This window comes from Pseudomonas sp. BE134, assembly GCF_031456105.1.
GTDB lineage: Bacteria > Pseudomonadota > Gammaproteobacteria > Pseudomonadales > Pseudomonadaceae > Aquipseudomonas.
On record NZ_JAVDUA010000001.1, the window covers coordinates 119,052 to 134,900 of the forward strand.

Genomic DNA, 15,849 nt, shown 5'->3' on the forward strand with positions numbered 1-15,849 from the left:
CACGAACCTGATCGTGGATGGCTTGACGCCCTATACCAGTTGGAGTGACTTCGCCAACAACATGATTCACCCCGAGTCACTGGTGAACTTCATCGCTGCCTATTCATTTGATGGTGACGTGGCCCATGCCCAGGCCATCATCGATGCCGATACCTCAGGTGTTACCACCAACTATGCCGGTGGCAGCGTCACGGCTGAAGAGGCGGCCTATTTCCTTTCCGGTGCGGCAGATGCCAACGGCAATCATGTGGCCGGTTTCGACGGCTACAACGCGATTGATCTGTGGATCGGAGGCCTCGCGGAAAAACACGTCTACACCGGGCAACTGGGCACCACCTTCAACGCTATCTTCGAGGATCAGATGGAACGGTTGATGGATGGCGACCGTTTCTATTACCTGTTCCGCCTCGACCTCGGCTTGCCGGCGATGACCAACCTCAATGAACAGGTAGTGACCGAGCAATTCAAGGACATCATTGAACGCACCACCGATGCCCGGCACCTGGCCGGTGATGTATTCGGTTACGCCGACAGCTACATCGAACTGAGCAACACCGACTCCGGCGCCAGTGCGACGGTGTACAAGAGCGAGCACAAATACGGCACTCTGATTGCGGCGAACCATGTCGGCGTTTACTCAACCGGTGGCGCGGGCGGGATTGGCGGTAACGGCTTGCTGGTCAGCCTGACCAATGCGGAAACGCATACCGCTCAAACCTATATCCGTGACTACCGTCCGGACCAGGGCGAGAACCCTGATGGAACCGCGGCAGTGGGCTACAACTCTCACGAAGTATTGTCTGGCACCGACTACAACGACTGGCTAGACGCCGGCGATGGCGACGATACGATCTATGGCGAAGGTGGCGATGACATCCTCGATGGCAAGGCCGGTGCCGACCATATCTATGGCGGTGACGGCAACGATGTAATCTACGGCGGTGATATCGAAGACTTCCTCGATGGCGGGGAAGGGGACGACACCATCTATGCCGGGACCAGCGCAGGTGCCCTCGATGTGGTGATTGGCGGTAACGGTAACGATCACCTCTACGGTGAAGCCGGGATCGACGAGTTGTACGGTGGCGCTGGCAATGACTACATCGATGCAGGCGGCGACACTGATCTAGTGCATGCCGGTGACGGTAACGACGAGATCTACGGTGGCGACGGCCCGGACACTCTGTTTGGTGAGGACGGCGATGACATCATTTCCGGCGGTTCCACGGGTGACCAGGAGTTTGGAGGTGTCGGTGACTGACATTCTGTTGCCTGGCCTGGGTGGCGCTCCGGGTCAAGGTGACGGTGATGAAGCCCTCGGTGACGTGGGGTTCGACATCGCGGCCTTCAGCGATGTGAACATTGCCCTGGATGCGGCGGCAGACCTGAACAATCAGAATATCGTGGCGGCGCCGGGCACCGCTGTGCTGTTCCAGCCGTTCAACGCCTTGCTGGCAGACATTGAGGGTTTGATCGGTTCACGCTTCAGCGATAGCCGTCCGAACACGACGACTCCGGCCAGCCCTCTGGCGGGTCTGATCGGTAATGCCACGGAAAACTGGTTGATAGGCGGCAGTGGCGATGATGTTTCCCAAGGTAATGGCGGAAATGACGTAATCGTCGGTGACTCGATCAAACTCGCCGATCTGAATCACTTGCTCGCCAGTCAGGGGTTCGCTCAGCACTTTGTTGGCCTGCAAGCAACCCGTCCGGACTTCATTATGGGTGACAACCACGCAGCCCCAGGCACGGCCGACGGCGCAGCCGATGAAGCGCTGTACAGTGGCAATTTTGCCAACTACAGCATCACCAAGTTCACCGATACCCGCCCCGGAGGCGAGTTGATCACAGCGTTCAAAGTGGTGGATTTGCGGGTCGGGGTGGCGAATGTCGATGGCACCGATATCGTGACTGGCATTGAAAAACTGCGCTTCGCCGACCGCACAGTCAACCTGAACATCAACAACAGTCTGCCAACCGGCAATGCGGTACTGTCGGGTTTTGCCACTGCGCCGACCACACCTGGCCGTCCGGTGCCGGCTCAATACCGGTTGACCGCCAATATCTCGACCATACAGGATGCCGACGGCTTGCCTGGGCCAAGCGGGTTCACCTTCCAGTGGCAAGCACTGGTGGGCGCGGCCTGGATCAGTATTGGCGGGGCGAATGCTTCGACCTTTGCGCCCACCTCGACGCAATTCGGCCAGCAGCTACGGGTCATCACCACTTACACCGACAACAACGGCACAGTGGAACAACTGACGTCCGCCCCTTCGGAAGCGGTAGGGCGCTTCATCGAAGGCACCAATTTCTTCGGCAACACGCTCAATGGCACCAGCTATCAGGACATCCTGATGGGCTACTCGGGCAATGACGTCCTCAACGGCGGACTGGGCTCCGACTTACTGGACGGCGGCAGTGGTAACGACACGATGCGGGGTAACGCCGGCAACGACACTTACAGGGTGGATGCCAATGGCGATGCGGTTCAGGAAAATCTAAACGAAGGCACCGACACGGTGATGTCCTCGGTCAGCTACACCTTGGGTGCCAACGTCGAGAACCTGACATTGCTGGGGACGAACAACAGTAACGGCGCGGGTAACGGGCTGGACAACGTCATCCATGGCAATAGCGGTAACAACCAACTTAGCGGCGTGGCCGGCAACGACACCGTCTTTGGTGAGGCAGGCAACGATACGCTGCTGGCATCGCTGAACGACGGCAACGACCACTATGACGGCGGCACCGGTACTGACACCTATGACTTATCGGCCACATCGGCGTCGGCCACGGTCGATTTGCTTGTCGGCACGTCAACCAGCACCCAGACCGGCAATGACGCCCTGACCGGCATCGAGAACGTCACCGGCAGTTCTGGCGACGATCACATTCAGGGCGACGGCGTCAGCAACCTGTTACAAGGCCAGGGCGGCAACGACTGGATGGACGGTGGCAGCGGTGACGACATCCTGGTAGGTGGGCAAGGCCTGGACAGCCTGTTTGGTGGTCTTGGCAACGACACCTTCCGGGCGTCGGTCAATGATGGCAATGACAGCTACGACGGTGGTGGCGATACCGATACCTACGACCTGTCGGGGACCACGGCCAACGCCACGGTCAACCTGTCTACTGGCTTGGCGAGCAGTTCGCAAACCGGTAATGACACCTTGAGCGGCATCGAGAATGTCCTCGGCAGCAGCGGCACCAACAGCTTGACCGGCGATAACGCCAACAATGCCCTGACCGGGCAAGGCGGCATCGACACCCTCAGCGGTGGAGGCGGCGCGGATACGCTGACTGGCAATGGCAATCGCGACATTTTGACCGGTGGGGCGGGGGCGGACATCTTTATGTTCAGCGCATTGAACGACTCCGGTACTTCGACCGCAAGCCGCGATGTAATCACCGACTTTGCGCAGGGAGCTGACCACATCGATCTATCGCTGATCGATGCTCGGACCTCCGGCGCAGGTTCCGCCGGTAATCAGGACTTTGCCTTCCTCGGCGAGTGGAATGGTGTCGGCACTGAGTTCAGTAACCAGGCGCAATTGAAGTTTCACTTCGCCAATGTCGGCGGGGTTGATCACACGTATGTGGAGGGCAATGTCAACAACGGTAACGGCGCCGACTTCCAAATTGATCTGGTCGGGCATGTCGCCCTGACAGCGAGCGATTTTGTCGGCGTGGTATAGGGCTTTAAACCAAAAACGGCGCCCTTTGAATCAGGGCGTCGTTTTTACTATGGAGGTTCGAGCTAGAAGGTTGCTTAGCAACTCGAAATTGCATGCCGGCCCAATCATGAGAGCAAGGGTACAGCGGTGCGTCATCAAGGCGTCCCTAAGCAGGGAATTCAGCTATCCAGTGCCTGGCAATTTCTTCTCGCCGGCAGATCCACGCCGAGTCGTGGCCTTGTACGTAATCGAGAAAGCGTGCCAACGCCATCGCGCGCGCTGGGTGGCCGCTGATCCGGCCGTGCAGGCCGACGCTCATCATTTTCGGATGTTGCGCGCCCTCTTGCCACAGCAGGTCGAAAGCATCCTTGAGCGACTGGAAGAAGTCCTCCCCGGAGGAGAAACCGTTCGGCAGCAGATAGCGGGTGTCGTTGTTGACCAGTGTGTACGGGATCACCAGGTGTGGGGGCGAGCCTGGAAGCCAATAGGGCAGGTCATCGTTGTAGGCGTCTGAGCTATAAATAAACCCACCTTCCTCACGCAAAAGGCGGCGGGTGTTCTGGCTGACCCTTCCTGTGTACCAACCTGTGGGACGTTTACCGCAGATCTGCTCGATCACGTCGAGGGTGAGGCGGATATGGAGCCGCTCTTGGACTTCAGGTATGTCGCGATAGTCCAGCCAACGGTAGCCATGTCCGGCAATTTCATGCCCGGCAGCGCAGAGCGCATGGCCGATCTGCGGGTTAAGTTCCAGTGCCCGGCCGACGGCGAAGGCGGTCAAGGGCAGGTCGCGGGCGCTGAACAGCTCCAGGATGCGCCACACGCCTGCGCGCGATCCGTATTCATACATTCCCTCCACACTCAAGTCCCGTTGTCCCGTGCGAGGTGGGCGACCAGGCAGTTCGTGGAGCCAGGCTTCTGACTGGGCATCGCCATTGAGGATGCACAACTCCGCGCCTTCCTCGATGTTGAGCACAAACTGAACCGCGACGCGAGCCTCACCCGGCCATCGCGGGTGGGGAGGACAACCGCCGTAACCGACGAGATCGCGCGCGGACATCAGCCCAGCTCGAAGGTCGTGACGCCGAAGACACGTTCGTGCGCGAGAGTCGGAGGAGGGCCGAGGTACATGCGCGCGCAGCCGAAGACCTCGTTCATCCCGTGTTGGTGCACGAGGGCCATCGCGGCGCGGTTGTTCTCCGGAATGTCGAGAAACAGCGGGCCACCTGCGGCGAAGCTTGCCAAGTGCGAGTAGAGGGCATTGGCCGCCTGAGCTTCATCGCTGAACAGGGGGCCGATCTTGCAGCCTTCCCTGCAACGCCGCACCACGCCGAATCCGCTCAGCCTTCCTTGGCGCCGGCAACCCAGGGCGAGCGCATCGGGTTGGGATATCCACCCACTCAGGAAGGTCGGGCGCGAGGCTGGGAAGCAGGTGCGGTCATAATCGAGAACCTGATCGAACGCAAAGCTTGAGAGCGGGACGATGTCTTCGCCGTCAACAAGCGCGGTTGCCGGACGTTCGGGGATCTCGGCACGAAAACGTATGTTGCGATGGGAGAAGACGAAGCCTCCTTTGGCGTAGTAGTCCTGCATCGCGAAGACACCGTCCATGCCGATGCTCGCAGCGGGGCGCAAACGAGCGAGGAGGCGCTCGCGACGGGCGTGCCAGAGGGTATTGCCCAGACCGTGTCTGCGATATTCGGGCCGAACGATGAAGAAACCCATGAAGCCGAATTCGCCGTTGTAGGAGGTGATGGCACCGCCGCCAATCAACTCGCCATCAAGGTCCGCCGCGATGAAAGCGTCAGGGTCCGTAGCCCAGAACAGCTCGGCATCGTGAAGGCCGGGATTCCAACCCTCGCGTGTAGCCCAGCCGACAAGCTGGTCAAGTTCGGAGCGGGTCATGTTGCGTATCACAAGCTGATTCGACACCGCGCTCCGCTCCGTACGTAGATGTGAGTGCCGTAGTGATCGCCGCCTCAATTCTTCTCTGGCATGGCAGAAGAGTGATGACTAGTAATCAACCACTGCTTTCCGTCCCACTTATAGGTGTATGTGTAGCGAGCTTTGACTTGAGCACCCGTAGTTCCAAAGGTGAACGTATAGAGTCCTGCGTCAACCGCAGAGTTACAACCAATCTCTATTGTCCTTGAGTTGATCACGCCTTGGGGCTTGTTTTCCAGGAAGTGTTGGAAGTAGTCCTCCTTCTCGGCCGGGGTTAGTCTCGGTTTGTTCGACACGGTGGGAAGAAGGACCGAATGGTCGGCATAGTTGGCGACAACCTGGTGTGGGTCACCGGTTTGCAGCGAGCGATTCCATCGGTCAAACAAGGCCGAGATTTCTTGCTCATTGGTTGCCTTGCAAGTTTCCGTGTGCGTACCCGATTGGGCTGAGGCACAACTGGAAATAACGACAGCAAGGGCAGTTGACAGGACAGTTACGGTTCGCATCGACGATTCTCCCGGTAGCGGTCGAAAACGGTGATGGAATGACGATCCTTATCGTTGCAAATCATTGATTTTCTTGAGAATGGTCACTGCGGGTGTGACATTGTGCGAGGGGAGGCACGCCAAGAATGGCAAACCCGAGCGACTCAATAAGTATAGGTGGGAAATCAAACTACGCTGCCGGGCTCGGAGGGCAGAGCTGTCACCTATCCCTCTACTTTTTTCGCGCCGGGCTCTTGCGTCAAGCCCGCGGGCATCGCCAGTGGCGTCGCGAAATTCAAGGCAACCATGTACGCCATACCTCGGCCCGGCTCGGTCAGCCCGGCGTGTGCACAGATGAAGTCGAATACCGCATCGGCCTGGGTTTCATCCACCACCACGTTGACCACCCGGGAGAGAACCGCCTCTGGCACTTCGTTGCGGGGGGCTTTGGCGGCCTGCAGTATGGCCACGCTGCGGCAGTTGACGCTGTCGGCGCGCGTAATGCCATGGGCCTCCCGCAACAGCATCAGCAACCTGCGCTCCGTGCCATCGTCGGGCAACACACAGGTAATGAGTTTTGCAGCGCCGCCCGGTATACCCGGTGCAACCATTCTCACGAGGATCTCCCTTGTTCCAGCATTTCGCGGGGGATGTAGGTGGCCACTTTTTCCACCGGTGTCGCGTAGATCATGCCGGCACCGGGAACATCCAGGCTGGCCGCATGATAGATGGCCTCGAGTACCGCATCCTGGTAGTCGGCAGCTACCAGCAGGCTGACCACTTCTTTCTCCGCATCGATGGCGATGCTGAGCAGGCCAAGCCGCTCACGGGGGCCAAGCCCGCTGGCGTGATAGACAATGGCGCCTGGCGCGCCCATGCCCTGGGCCGCCCGGATCACCAGATCCGCGCGCCCGACGGGGACAATGCAGGTGATCAGTGCAACGTCAGTAAGGTAGGTAATTCCTTCAGCTTTCATCCCGCTTCTCCCGTGCCCAATAATTGATTCGCTGGCTGTTTCGTGGCGGCCTTTGTCTGTCTCCACAACTGGAAACGCGCCCACTGTCCGAGGAGCATGACGCTGATGACCGGGCCGACGGATGCCATACAAAGAATTCCGAATCCCTCGACTGCGTTGGTGGCATTGCCCAGTCCCAGCCCCATGGCCAGAACGAGCGGAACGGTTATTGGCCCCGTGGTGACACCCGCGCTATCCCAAGCCACATTGACAAACTCTTCGGTCGAAAAAATCGTCAATACCACCGCGAACAGGTAGGGCGGCACCACCAGCCACACCAGTGGCAGGCCGAACACTAACTTGGCCACACCCACGGCAATACCGCAGGCGACACCTATCGATACTGCACGTATAAGGCTGCGCTTGCGGATGAAGCCGTTGGTAAGCGTCTCTGCGGTAACACCGAGTGCATTCAAAGCGGGTTCGGCAACGGTCGCCCCGTACCCGAGCACCCAGGCGAAAGCCAAGGCCAGTACCAACCCCACCTGATACAGGTAGAGCGGGGAGTCGTCCACGCCGGGAGTCTGCATGAAGGCCGCCGGAATCAGTGAGCCCGCGCTCCCACCCAGCTTCGACAGACCATAAGTCAGCCCGAGATTGAACACGCACATGCCCACCACGGTCAGGGCGATACCCAGGAAGATTTCGCCGCGCCGGGGCAGGCTTTGGCGCAGCAGCAGTTTCAGTACGATCAGCAGGAAGATCACCAAAGGCACGATGGCCCGTATTCCCGAAACAATCTCCAGTCCGGGGCTGACCCTGTGCCAGTCTGCAGCCAGCTCTGCGGCGCTGGAAGCGGCCTGCGCCGCGGCGATGATTTCCGCCGGCGAGGAGATAGCCGCCACGTACAGTCCCAGCAGCATGACTCCGATGACGGGAAACAGCGAGGCCAGGGTGACAATACCGAACCCGGACAGCCCGGAACCGCCTTTGCCTGCGGCGGCCGCGATGCCGATGCCCAGCGCCAACACCAGCGGTACAGTGACTGGCCCGGTGGTGACCGCGCCAGCATCCCAGGCAAGGCCGATTATCTTTGCAAGCTCGGGATCACTGCTCATATACACCGTCAGCAGCAGAACGGGCGCCAGCGATAAATAGATCAGCGGCTTCAGGCTCCAGCCGTAGATGAAACGGAGCGTGCCGGTTACAGCGGCCAGACCGACGCTGGCTCCCACCACCAGGACCAGTTCGCTCGTCCACTGGTTGAGTATCGCCCAGAGGTAGGGCGCATTCTGTGCAGAAACGTTCTGTCCAGCGGCACGCAGCGCGCCAATTGCGGGTTCAGCGAAAGTCACCCCGATGCCCAGCAGCAGGGTGACCAACAACACCACCGGCAGGGATAACTTGCGCGGAAGGTTGCTGCCGATTATTTCGCCAAATGGCATCAGGCCGAGTTTCAGCCCTTCCATGAACAGCATCAGTCCGACGATCACGGCGAACAGGCCGCCCGTGACCAGCAGCGAGTCCTCCACCAACTGGCGCAGGATGATGATCTGAAACAGCACCAGGTACAGGGCCAGCGGTACCACGGCGCGAAGCTGCTCCATCAGCCGGACATTGAGATAGGGCTTGAGGATGGCGGCGATCTCGCCTGCTCGCAGTTTCGCAGCTTTGTGCGGCGCGGCCTGCCAGCGGCCCTCGGCATTGCGAACCGGTGCGGATACCAGATCACGCATAGGTATTTCGCGGCGACCGGCTCCGATCTTATGCAAGTAGTCGGCGTAACGAATGGGGTCTTTCATAGGGGCTTCAGTTGAGGGTGATCTACCGGTGAACGACCAACAGGCGGTCTCGTATTGTCGCGAGTCTGGCTAAAAGCCATTTCTTTGTCTACCGCGTACAAGTTTGCCTGCCTTTGATAGTCAATATTTTGACTTCAGTCATCATGTTGATTCATTCAGGGGTTTTGGTAAAGAACGGCTCCCTAGGCTGGAGAGCCGAAGTGCGAACGTGCCCAACCCACTGCGCGTTTCTAGGCGGGCGTCCAAATACCCGTTTTTGCGGTCCGTCGAGCATAGTCAGTGAAGTCCCGAGCCGGCCGGCCCAGTGCTTGTTGTACGCCATCGGTAACGGGTGTGTTTCGGCCATCCAGCACAGTGGTAAAGAGGTAGTGCACCAGCTCAATCAACTCGGCAGGCCATTGTTCCTGCTCCAGCGCCGCACGATATGCGTTCGGTGGGACTGCGATGAAACGGATATCGCGACCGGCCGCTTTTGCGATCTCATCGACAGCATCGGCAAACGTCAGCGCCCGCGGCCCGGTCAGCTCATAAAGCTGGCTTGAATGTTCGGGTTGGGTCAGCGCCTGGACTGCAATCTCGGCAATGTCTTCCACATCGACAAAGGGCTCCGCGATGTTGCCGACGGGAAGCGCCAGTTCGCCCTGAAGAATGGGCTCCAGGAAATGCGCCTCACTGAAGTTCTGGGAGAACCAGCTGCAACGAAGGATGGTCCAGTCGATGCCGCTGTTCTGTATAACGCGTTCGGCGTGTTCCGCTTCGACTTCGCCGCGCCCGGACAGCAGCACCAGTTTGCCGACGCCGCTTTTGACGGCCAGATCGGTGAACGCCTGAACCGTTTCGACTGCGCCCGGTACGGCGATGTCCGGCTGGTAGGAAATATAAACCGCGTGAACGCCATCAAGCGCTGCCTCCCAAGTGGTCCGATCCTCCCAGTCGAAGAGTGGATTCGCCTGCCGGGATCCGAGGCGCACGGGCAGTCCCGCGGCTTTAAGACGTTGAGTAATCCTGCGCCCTGTTTTACCGGTCGCGCCGAGAATGAGGACCGTGCCTTGAGTGTTCATCGCGTTCATCTCCATCGGGCCAATGTGAGTGATACTCACGTTAAAAAGATGATAAACGCTCATGTTCTACCGTCAACCAGCTCAAAGGGGAAACCGACGTAAGGCATTGCCCCCTTGGGTGCGAGAAAGGGCGGTGCTAAGGTGAGTACATGTCATGTTATTTTTCGGGGAAAATGCAGTGCCGAAGAAAACCACCACCGGGCGCGAACAGTCCTTTTCAGAGCCTGCCCGACGCACCCCCACGCAACAACGCAGTCGCGAGCGGCAAGAGCGAATACTGGCGGTGGCGACGCAGCTAATCGCGAGCAAAGGCAGCGACTCGCTAAAGATGAGTGAAATTGCCGAGCGCTCGGAAATCTCGATTGGGTCGCTTTATCAATACTTTCCAGACAAGAGCTCAGTGATTCGCACGCTTGCCGAGCGCTATAACGCCGAGAGCCGCCGGTGTATAGAAGCGGCACTGGTGGCGGTCCAGGACGCGCATGGATTGCGTGCGGCCTATTCGGACTTGCTCGAGCAGTATTACGACATCGTTCAGGCAGAGCCGGTGATGCGTGATATCTGGTCGGGGATGCAGGCCGACAAGCAACTGCTGGCGTTGGAGTTGGAGGAGAGTCGTGTGGCAGGCAGGTTGCTGGCCGATGCGATGCTTCGGGTCTTTCCAGGTAGTGATGTTCAGCAAGTCGCAGATACCGCTTTTCTGATCTGGCAAATGGGTGAGGCGACCATGCGATTGGCCATTACCTGCGAACCTGAAGAGGGGCGGCGATTGTTCGAAGCGTTCAAGCGCATATCGCTCGCAGAAATCATGCGGCCCGAGCGCCTGCATTCACTTGAGTCATTGATCGGCAGTGGGTCGAGCGAAGTCGACCCAGCTGTCGATTGAGCCTTTTAAACAAACGGTTGGCCAGCAAATCCACGAGGTAGTCTTTGCAACCCGGCCATGGCGGTAAGCCGCTCGGTCCAGGCTGAGCGCCAGTCATTGGCGGTGTGCGAGGCTTTGGCTTTGCGTGCGGCACGGCGCGCCGCATTGCGCTGGGCCTTGCGCGCTTCCTTGTACGCATCGGTGTTTCGGCAACTTCTGCATTTCACACGGTTCAGTTCTTGGGTGGACGTGAGGTTGCTGCCTTTGTGACCGCAGGCCAGATGCCCGCTGACTTTGAAATGGGTGACCATGGTACGTCTCCTTCGCGACGTGTAATCGTTTGACCCCCTGTAAACTCTAGCGTTCGCTGGCTACCTGGCGAGCAAAAAAAAGGCCTGCATGCGGGCAGACCAAGGTAATTCTTCAAAGGAGTAACTGACTATAGGGCGTGGGTTGTCAACGCGACGTGAAAGAAGTATCAAAAAAGCCCGGCATCAGGCCGGATTGGGTGGGTAACAGCAATCGACAGTCATGCGCAAACCCGGTAACGATGAACCACCGTTCATATGGCCTGAAACAGGCCCTGTTCTTGCCTCGCGTATCCGGATCGACTCATCTGAACCGTGGGAGCGGCGGGTCGACAGGTTTTAATGACGACAGCGTGTTTCGAATCAGCGGTGTGTCTTTTTCGATGTCGTTCAGCCGATCACGGATTCTGAGGGCAGTCGGGTGTCCCCCTTGATGATCGACCCAGTCGGCAATTTCCTTGCACGCGGCGGCAAGTCGAGCCTGCCGGGAGTCGAGCAGGGTGAGGAGGGTGGTGATGGACTCTTTTTCGGACATGGCAAACACCTCCGTTGAAGAAACCTGGCATAGGCAGCAAAAAGCCCGCGTGAGGCGAGCTTGCCGTTGGGGTTGCTGTTCCTTCAGTTGTTTTTCAGTATAGACCCGTAGCCGACAGGTGAATATCAACCTTGGCGGGCCAGCACTTGCGACGTTGAGTTCAGCCGTTGGCATTCGTGTCTGGCATCTGCTTCAACATCAAAACCATCCCCGATGAAGTCCTGCGTGCGCGTATCGGCAATGCGATACCAGACAGTGGCGTCAGGGGGTGGGTGACCGGTTTCTCCGGCTCGGCGGCCATGAATGATGATCTTGTTGCAACGCTTCACAACGAAAATGTCTTCCATGGCTTCACCGCAGCTGATACGTGTTCAGATCAACTATAGAAGTTCTTTGTGATCGTGCAAAAAATAGGCAGGTCAGTTCGTCGCTTCAGCACTGGCGAGCATACGCTCAAGGAACATTGCCAGTCCGACTTCCTCTGACTTGAGGCCTTTGCGCAACCTTGGCCGAGGCAACTCAGCCAAGGCTCCGAGCATAAAAGCGTCGAGCACCGCCGGATGGATGTAGCATTTTCGGCACACCGCAGGCGTGTTGCCCAATTGCCTGGCCACGTTCTTCACCATCTCTACCACGTGGCGCTTCGCATCAGACTCGGGTTCCCACTGCAATTCGCGCAACACGGACAACGCCAGAACACTGCCCGCCCAGGTGCGGTAATCCTTTGCCGTGAAATCGGCGCCGGTGAGGGTTTGCAGGTAAGCGTTGACGTCGGCGGAACTGACGGTATGTCGCTCGCCGTTTTCATCCAGATACTGAAACAGGTTCTGTCCGGGGATTTCCTGGCAGCGCTTGATGATCCGGGCCAGGCGTCGGTCTTTCACAGTGATCTGGTGCTCGACACCACTTTTGCCACGGAACTGGAACCGGATGGCACTGCCGTTGACTTCAACGTGACGGCTGCGCAGGGTGGTCAGGCCGTAAGAGCGATTGTCCCGGGCGTATTGAGTGTTTCCGACGCGGATCAGCGTCGCGTCGAGCAAGGTGATGACGGTGGCCAAGACTTTATCTCGACTGAAGCCAGGCGCGGCCAATAGCGTTTCCAGCTGTTTGCGCAGTTTCGGCAGCGCCAGGCCGAAGTCCCGCAGACGCGAGTATTTGTCGGTATCACGCACTTCGCGCCAGCGCGGGTGGTAGCGGTACTGCTTGCGACCGCGAGCGTCGCGGCCGGTGGCTTGCAGATGGCCGCACGGGTCAGCGCAAATCCATACATTGGTATAGGCCGGTGGCACGGCGAGGGCGTTCAGACGTTTGATTTCCTCCGGTTCGGTAATGCGCTGGCCCGCAGGATCGAAGTAGCAGAACTTTCCACGCAGCAGTTTGCGGGTGATTCCGGGTTGCGTGTCATCGACATAGTGCAGGTCGGGTGGCAATACATCGGGCAGCGCGGTATCGGACATGGCGAGTCATCCTCGGCGACAAATCAGGGCCAGTACAGCCATTGACCGCACGCATTTGCCGTGGTGCCAGCGGATTTAAGCCAGGACTGCCACTGCTTTGATCTGTGCCCAGAGTTGCTGGCCCGGATGCAGGCCCAGCTGGTCTCGGGAGTAGCGGGTGATTCGTGACAGCAATGGCGTGCCGGCGGCGTTCAGGCGGATCAGCACGTGGGCGGCGTTGTCGGCACCGATTTCACTGATCACCGTCACCGGCAAGCGATTGAGGATGCTGCTTTGCTCAATGCTTCGCAGGCTCAGGCTGACATCGCGCGCGTGAACCTTGCAGCGCAGTGCCTGGCCCAGTGGCATGGGCGCGTGGGCGACGCGAATGCCCATATCGGTATCGGGTAGCTGCAAGGTCAGCAACTGATAGTGCGCGTCATACGCGCTGACATGCCCTTCGATCACCACGCCTGCATCGTCGCCCAGCGCCAACGGCAGGTCGAGACGGGCGAGGGTTTCGCCGATGGGGCCGCTGGCCAGTGCCTTGCCTTCGCTCAGCAAGACGATATGGTCAGCCAGGCGTGCGACCTCATCCTGTGAGTGGCTGACATACAGCACCGGGATGTCCAGCTCATCGTGCAAACGTTGCAGGTAAGGCAGGATTTCGTTTTTGCGCTGACTGTCCAGCGCCGCCAGCGGTTCGTCCATCAATAAAAGTCTCGGGCTGGTGAGCAGCGCGCGGGCGATGCCGACCCGCTGCCGTTCTCCGCCGGAAAGGTGCTGCGGGTGACGCTCCAGCAGGTGCCCGATTCCCAGCAGTTCCGTGGCATGGCCCATGTCCACCCGACGCTGCTGTTTCGGAATGCGTTTGAGGCCAAACTCCAGATTCGCCAGCACCGACAGATGGGGAAACAGGCTGGCTTCCTGGAAGACGTAACCCAGCGCGCGTTTATGCGGGGGCACGAAAATCTTGTTGTCGCTGTCCTGCCAGACTTCATCGTTGACCCGGATAAAACCCTGTTCAGCGCGTTCCAGACCGGCGATGCAGCGCAGGCAGGTGGTTTTTCCCGAACCCGAGTGTCCGTAAAGCGCCGTCACGCCCCGGCCCGGCAAATGCAGGTCCACGTCCAGGGCGAAGCCCGAATAACTCAGTTTCAGACGCACATCGATCATCGATCAGCTCCAGCCCGCTTTGGTTTTACGGCCGGAGTAGAGCACCAGCAACACCGCAAAAGAGAACACCAGCATCGCCCCGGCCAGCCAATGGGCCTGGGCATATTCCATGGCTTCGACATGATCATAGATCTGCACCGACACCACGCGAGTCTTGTCCGGGATGTTGCCGCCGATCATCAACACCACGCCGAACTCGCCAACGGTGTGGGCGAAGCCGAGGATCGCAGCAGTGATAAAACCGGGGCGTGCCAACGGCAGGATCACGCTGAAGAAGGTGTCCCATGGATTCGCGCGCAAGGTCGCGGCGACCTCCAATGGGCGAGTGCCAATGGCGGAAAAGGCGTTTTGCAGCGGTTGAACCACGAACGGCATTGAATACAGGACTGAGCCAACGACCAACCCCGCAAAACTGAAGGTCAGGGTGCCCAACCCCAGTGATTGAGTGAACTGACCGACAAAGCCATGAGGACCCAATGCCAGCAACAAATAAAAACCAATCACGGTGGGCGGCAGGACCAGAGGCAGGGCGACAATCGCCCCGACCGGGCCGCGCAACCAGGAGCGGGTGCGCGACAGCCATAACGCAATCGGAGTGCCGATGACCAGCAGGATGGCCGTCGTCAGGGACGCCAGTTTGAGAGTCAGCCAGATGGCGGAAAAGTCGGCACTCGTCAGCGTCATTAGAGTTGGTAACCGTAGGATTTGATGACAGCGGCGGCTTTCGGACCTTTAAGGTAGTCAACCAGGGCTTGGGCGGCCGGGTTGTCCTTGCCTTTGTTGAGGACCACTGCGTCTTGTTTGATCAGGTCGTGCATGTCGGCTGGAACGATCCATGCCGAACCGCCGATGACTTTGCCGTCTTTGAGGATTTGCGACAAGGCTACAAAGCCAAGTTCGGCGTTGCCGGTGGAGACGAACTGATAGGCCTGGGTGATGTTTTGGCCTTCAACGATTTTGGCCTTGACCTTGTCAGTCAGGCCCAGCTTGGCCAGCACCTGAGTCGCGGCCAGGCCGTAAGGTGCGGTTTTGGGGTTGGCGATGGCCAGATGCTGAAATTGATTGTCGCTGAGCACTTTGCCCTTGGCATCGACGTAGTCGTCTTTGGCCGACCACAAGGCCAGGGTGCCAATGGCGTAAGTGAAGCGCGACCCCTTGACCGTGTCGCCTTCAGCTTCAAGTTTTTGCGGCGTGGTGTCGTCTGCCGCGAGGAACACTTCGAACGGTGCGCCATTTTTGATCTGGGTGTAGAACTGGCCGGTTGCTCCGTAAGCCGCGACCAGTTTGTGCCCGGTGTCTTTTTCGAAATCAGCAGCGATGGCCTGGATGGGCGCAGTGAAGTTGGCCGCGACGGCAACCTGGACTTCGTCCGCCTGGGCGGTGCCGAGAGCGAAGGTTGCGATCAGGCTGGCGAGGCACGCAGGGGCAAAACGTGAGGCACGAATGGTCATGAAACGGCTCCGTGATAGGCGAGATTTGTGAAACGCTATATAGATGAATATATAGCGGAAGGCCTGCAAACGGAACGAGTTGGTTTCTGAGTGGGGAATCGGTATTGGCCGCGCATAACCCTGTAGTCGCTGGAGAAGCCTGCGTCCGGTTGCG

General features: G+C 59.0%; 17 protein-coding genes. 3 read left to right on the forward strand and 14 right to left on the reverse strand.

Going from position 1 to position 15,849, the window contains the following annotated elements; genetic code table 11:
• Positions 1 to 13: 13 nt before the first annotated feature.
• Positions 14 to 1,261, forward strand: coding sequence for a peroxidase family protein (locus tag J2Y56_RS28375; protein ID WP_405046828.1), 1,248 nt, complete (start codon positions 14 to 16; stop codon positions 1,259 to 1,261).
• Positions 1,254 to 3,695: a calcium-binding protein gene (locus tag J2Y56_RS00515; RefSeq protein ID WP_310347842.1), complete on the forward strand. Its 2,442-nt coding sequence runs from the start codon at positions 1,254 to 1,256 to the stop codon at positions 3,693 to 3,695. The genes J2Y56_RS28375 and J2Y56_RS00515 overlap by 8 nt, the downstream gene beginning before the upstream one ends.
• 145 nt (positions 3,696 to 3,840) lie before the next feature.
• Here J2Y56_RS00515 and puuE read toward each other — a convergent pair whose 3' ends face one another.
• From puuE to J2Y56_RS00550, 7 genes are all read right to left on the reverse strand, one after another.
• On the reverse strand, positions 3,841 to 4,734 hold the full coding sequence (gene puuE / locus J2Y56_RS00520; protein WP_310347845.1) for an allantoinase PuuE: 894 nt from the start codon (positions 4,732 to 4,734) through the stop codon (positions 3,841 to 3,843).
• Positions 4,734 to 5,606, reverse strand: coding sequence for a GNAT family N-acetyltransferase (locus J2Y56_RS00525; protein ID WP_310347847.1), 873 nt, complete (start codon positions 5,604 to 5,606; stop codon positions 4,734 to 4,736). Before J2Y56_RS00525 ends, puuE begins: the two co-directional genes overlap by 1 nt.
• A 47-nt stretch (positions 5,607 to 5,653) precedes the next feature.
• Positions 5,654 to 6,124: an SgcJ/EcaC family oxidoreductase gene (locus J2Y56_RS00530; protein ID WP_310347850.1), complete on the reverse strand. Its 471-nt coding sequence runs from the start codon at positions 6,122 to 6,124 to the stop codon at positions 5,654 to 5,656.
• 203 nt (positions 6,125 to 6,327) lie between these two features.
• The gene (locus J2Y56_RS00535; protein ID WP_310347853.1) at positions 6,328 to 6,720 is read right to left on the reverse strand and encodes a hypothetical protein; all 393 of its coding nucleotides are present in this window, start codon (positions 6,718 to 6,720) and stop codon (positions 6,328 to 6,330) included.
• Positions 6,717 to 7,079, reverse strand: a complete 363-nt coding sequence (locus J2Y56_RS00540; RefSeq protein WP_007946171.1) for a P-II family nitrogen regulator — start codon at positions 7,077 to 7,079, stop codon at positions 6,717 to 6,719. Before J2Y56_RS00540 ends, J2Y56_RS00535 begins: the two co-directional genes overlap by 4 nt.
• Positions 7,076 to 8,860, reverse strand: coding sequence for a DUF1538 domain-containing protein (locus tag J2Y56_RS00545; RefSeq protein WP_007946173.1), 1,785 nt, complete (start codon positions 8,858 to 8,860; stop codon positions 7,076 to 7,078). The genes J2Y56_RS00540 and J2Y56_RS00545 overlap by 4 nt, the downstream gene beginning before the upstream one ends.
• A 230-nt stretch (positions 8,861 to 9,090) precedes the next feature.
• Positions 9,091 to 9,921, reverse strand: a complete 831-nt coding sequence (locus J2Y56_RS00550; protein ID WP_310348350.1) for an NAD(P)H-binding protein — start codon at positions 9,919 to 9,921, stop codon at positions 9,091 to 9,093.
• 154 nt (positions 9,922 to 10,075) lie between these two features.
• On the opposite strand from J2Y56_RS00550, the gene J2Y56_RS00555 reads away from it, so the two are divergent.
• Positions 10,076 to 10,807 (forward strand): TetR/AcrR family transcriptional regulator, encoded by a 732-nt coding sequence (locus J2Y56_RS00555; protein WP_310347855.1) that lies wholly within the window; start codon positions 10,076 to 10,078, stop codon positions 10,805 to 10,807.
• A gap of 5 nt (positions 10,808 to 10,812) precedes the next feature.
• On the opposite strand, the gene J2Y56_RS00560 is transcribed toward J2Y56_RS00555, so the two are convergent.
• From J2Y56_RS00560 to modA, 7 genes are all read right to left on the reverse strand, one after another.
• Positions 10,813 to 11,097, reverse strand: coding sequence for a hypothetical protein (locus J2Y56_RS00560; protein ID WP_310334727.1), 285 nt, complete (start codon positions 11,095 to 11,097; stop codon positions 10,813 to 10,815).
• A gap of 301 nt (positions 11,098 to 11,398) precedes the next feature.
• Positions 11,399 to 11,629 (reverse strand): hypothetical protein, encoded by a 231-nt coding sequence (locus J2Y56_RS00565; RefSeq protein WP_007946177.1) that lies wholly within the window; start codon positions 11,627 to 11,629, stop codon positions 11,399 to 11,401.
• Positions 11,630 to 11,754: 125 nt separating this feature from the next.
• Positions 11,755 to 11,976, reverse strand: a complete 222-nt coding sequence (locus tag J2Y56_RS00570; RefSeq protein WP_007946178.1) for a hypothetical protein — start codon at positions 11,974 to 11,976, stop codon at positions 11,755 to 11,757.
• A 72-nt stretch (positions 11,977 to 12,048) separates the two neighbouring features.
• On the reverse strand, positions 12,049 to 13,089 hold the full coding sequence (locus J2Y56_RS00575; protein ID WP_007946179.1) for a DNA topoisomerase IB: 1,041 nt from the start codon (positions 13,087 to 13,089) through the stop codon (positions 12,049 to 12,051).
• Positions 13,090 to 13,164: 75 nt separating this feature from the next.
• A complete protein-coding gene (modC, locus tag J2Y56_RS00580; RefSeq protein WP_310347859.1) occupies positions 13,165 to 14,244 on the reverse strand; it encodes a molybdenum ABC transporter ATP-binding protein in 1,080 nt (359 codons plus the stop codon).
• A 3-nt stretch (positions 14,245 to 14,247) separates the two neighbouring features.
• Complete coding sequence (gene modB / locus J2Y56_RS00585; protein WP_007946181.1) at positions 14,248 to 14,928, reverse strand: molybdate ABC transporter permease subunit; 681 nt, start codon at positions 14,926 to 14,928, stop codon at positions 14,248 to 14,250.
• Positions 14,928 to 15,695 (reverse strand): molybdate ABC transporter substrate-binding protein, encoded by a 768-nt coding sequence (modA, locus tag J2Y56_RS00590; RefSeq protein WP_310347864.1) that lies wholly within the window; start codon positions 15,693 to 15,695, stop codon positions 14,928 to 14,930. Before modA ends, modB begins: the two co-directional genes overlap by 1 nt.
• Positions 15,696 to 15,849: the final 154 nt, after the last annotated feature.

Excerpts from the sequence above, each read along its gene's own strand:
- puuE (WP_310347845.1), bottom strand. The coding sequence starts at position 4,734 with ATGTCCGCGCGCGATCTCGTCGGTTACGGCGGTTGTCCTCCCCACCCG.
- J2Y56_RS00530 (WP_310347850.1), bottom strand. The coding sequence starts at position 6,124 with ATGCGAACCGTAACTGTCCTGTCAACTGCCCTTGCTGTCGTTATTTCC.
- J2Y56_RS00540 (WP_007946171.1), bottom strand. The coding sequence starts at position 7,079 with ATGAAAGCTGAAGGAATTACCTACCTTACTGACGTTGCACTGATCACC.
- J2Y56_RS00545 (WP_007946173.1), bottom strand. The coding sequence starts at position 8,860 with ATGAAAGACCCCATTCGTTACGCCGACTACTTGCATAAGATCGGAGCC.
- J2Y56_RS00550 (WP_310348350.1), bottom strand. The coding sequence starts at position 9,921 with ATGAACACTCAAGGCACGGTCCTCATTCTCGGCGCGACCGGTAAAACA.
- J2Y56_RS00555 (WP_310347855.1), top strand. The coding sequence starts at position 10,076 with ATGTTATTTTTCGGGGAAAATGCAGTGCCGAAGAAAACCACCACCGGG.
- J2Y56_RS00560 (WP_310334727.1), bottom strand. The coding sequence starts at position 11,097 with ATGGTCACCCATTTCAAAGTCAGCGGGCATCTGGCCTGCGGTCACAAA.
- J2Y56_RS00565 (WP_007946177.1), bottom strand. The coding sequence starts at position 11,629 with ATGTCCGAAAAAGAGTCCATCACCACCCTCCTCACCCTGCTCGACTCC.
- J2Y56_RS00570 (WP_007946178.1), bottom strand. The coding sequence starts at position 11,976 with ATGGAAGACATTTTCGTTGTGAAGCGTTGCAACAAGATCATCATTCAT.
- J2Y56_RS00575 (WP_007946179.1), bottom strand. The coding sequence starts at position 13,089 with ATGTCCGATACCGCGCTGCCCGATGTATTGCCACCCGACCTGCACTAT.
- modC (WP_310347859.1), bottom strand. The coding sequence starts at position 14,244 with ATGATCGATGTGCGTCTGAAACTGAGTTATTCGGGCTTCGCCCTGGAC.
- modB (WP_007946181.1), bottom strand. The coding sequence starts at position 14,928 with ATGACGCTGACGAGTGCCGACTTTTCCGCCATCTGGCTGACTCTCAAA.
- modA (WP_310347864.1), bottom strand. The coding sequence starts at position 15,695 with ATGACCATTCGTGCCTCACGTTTTGCCCCTGCGTGCCTCGCCAGCCTG.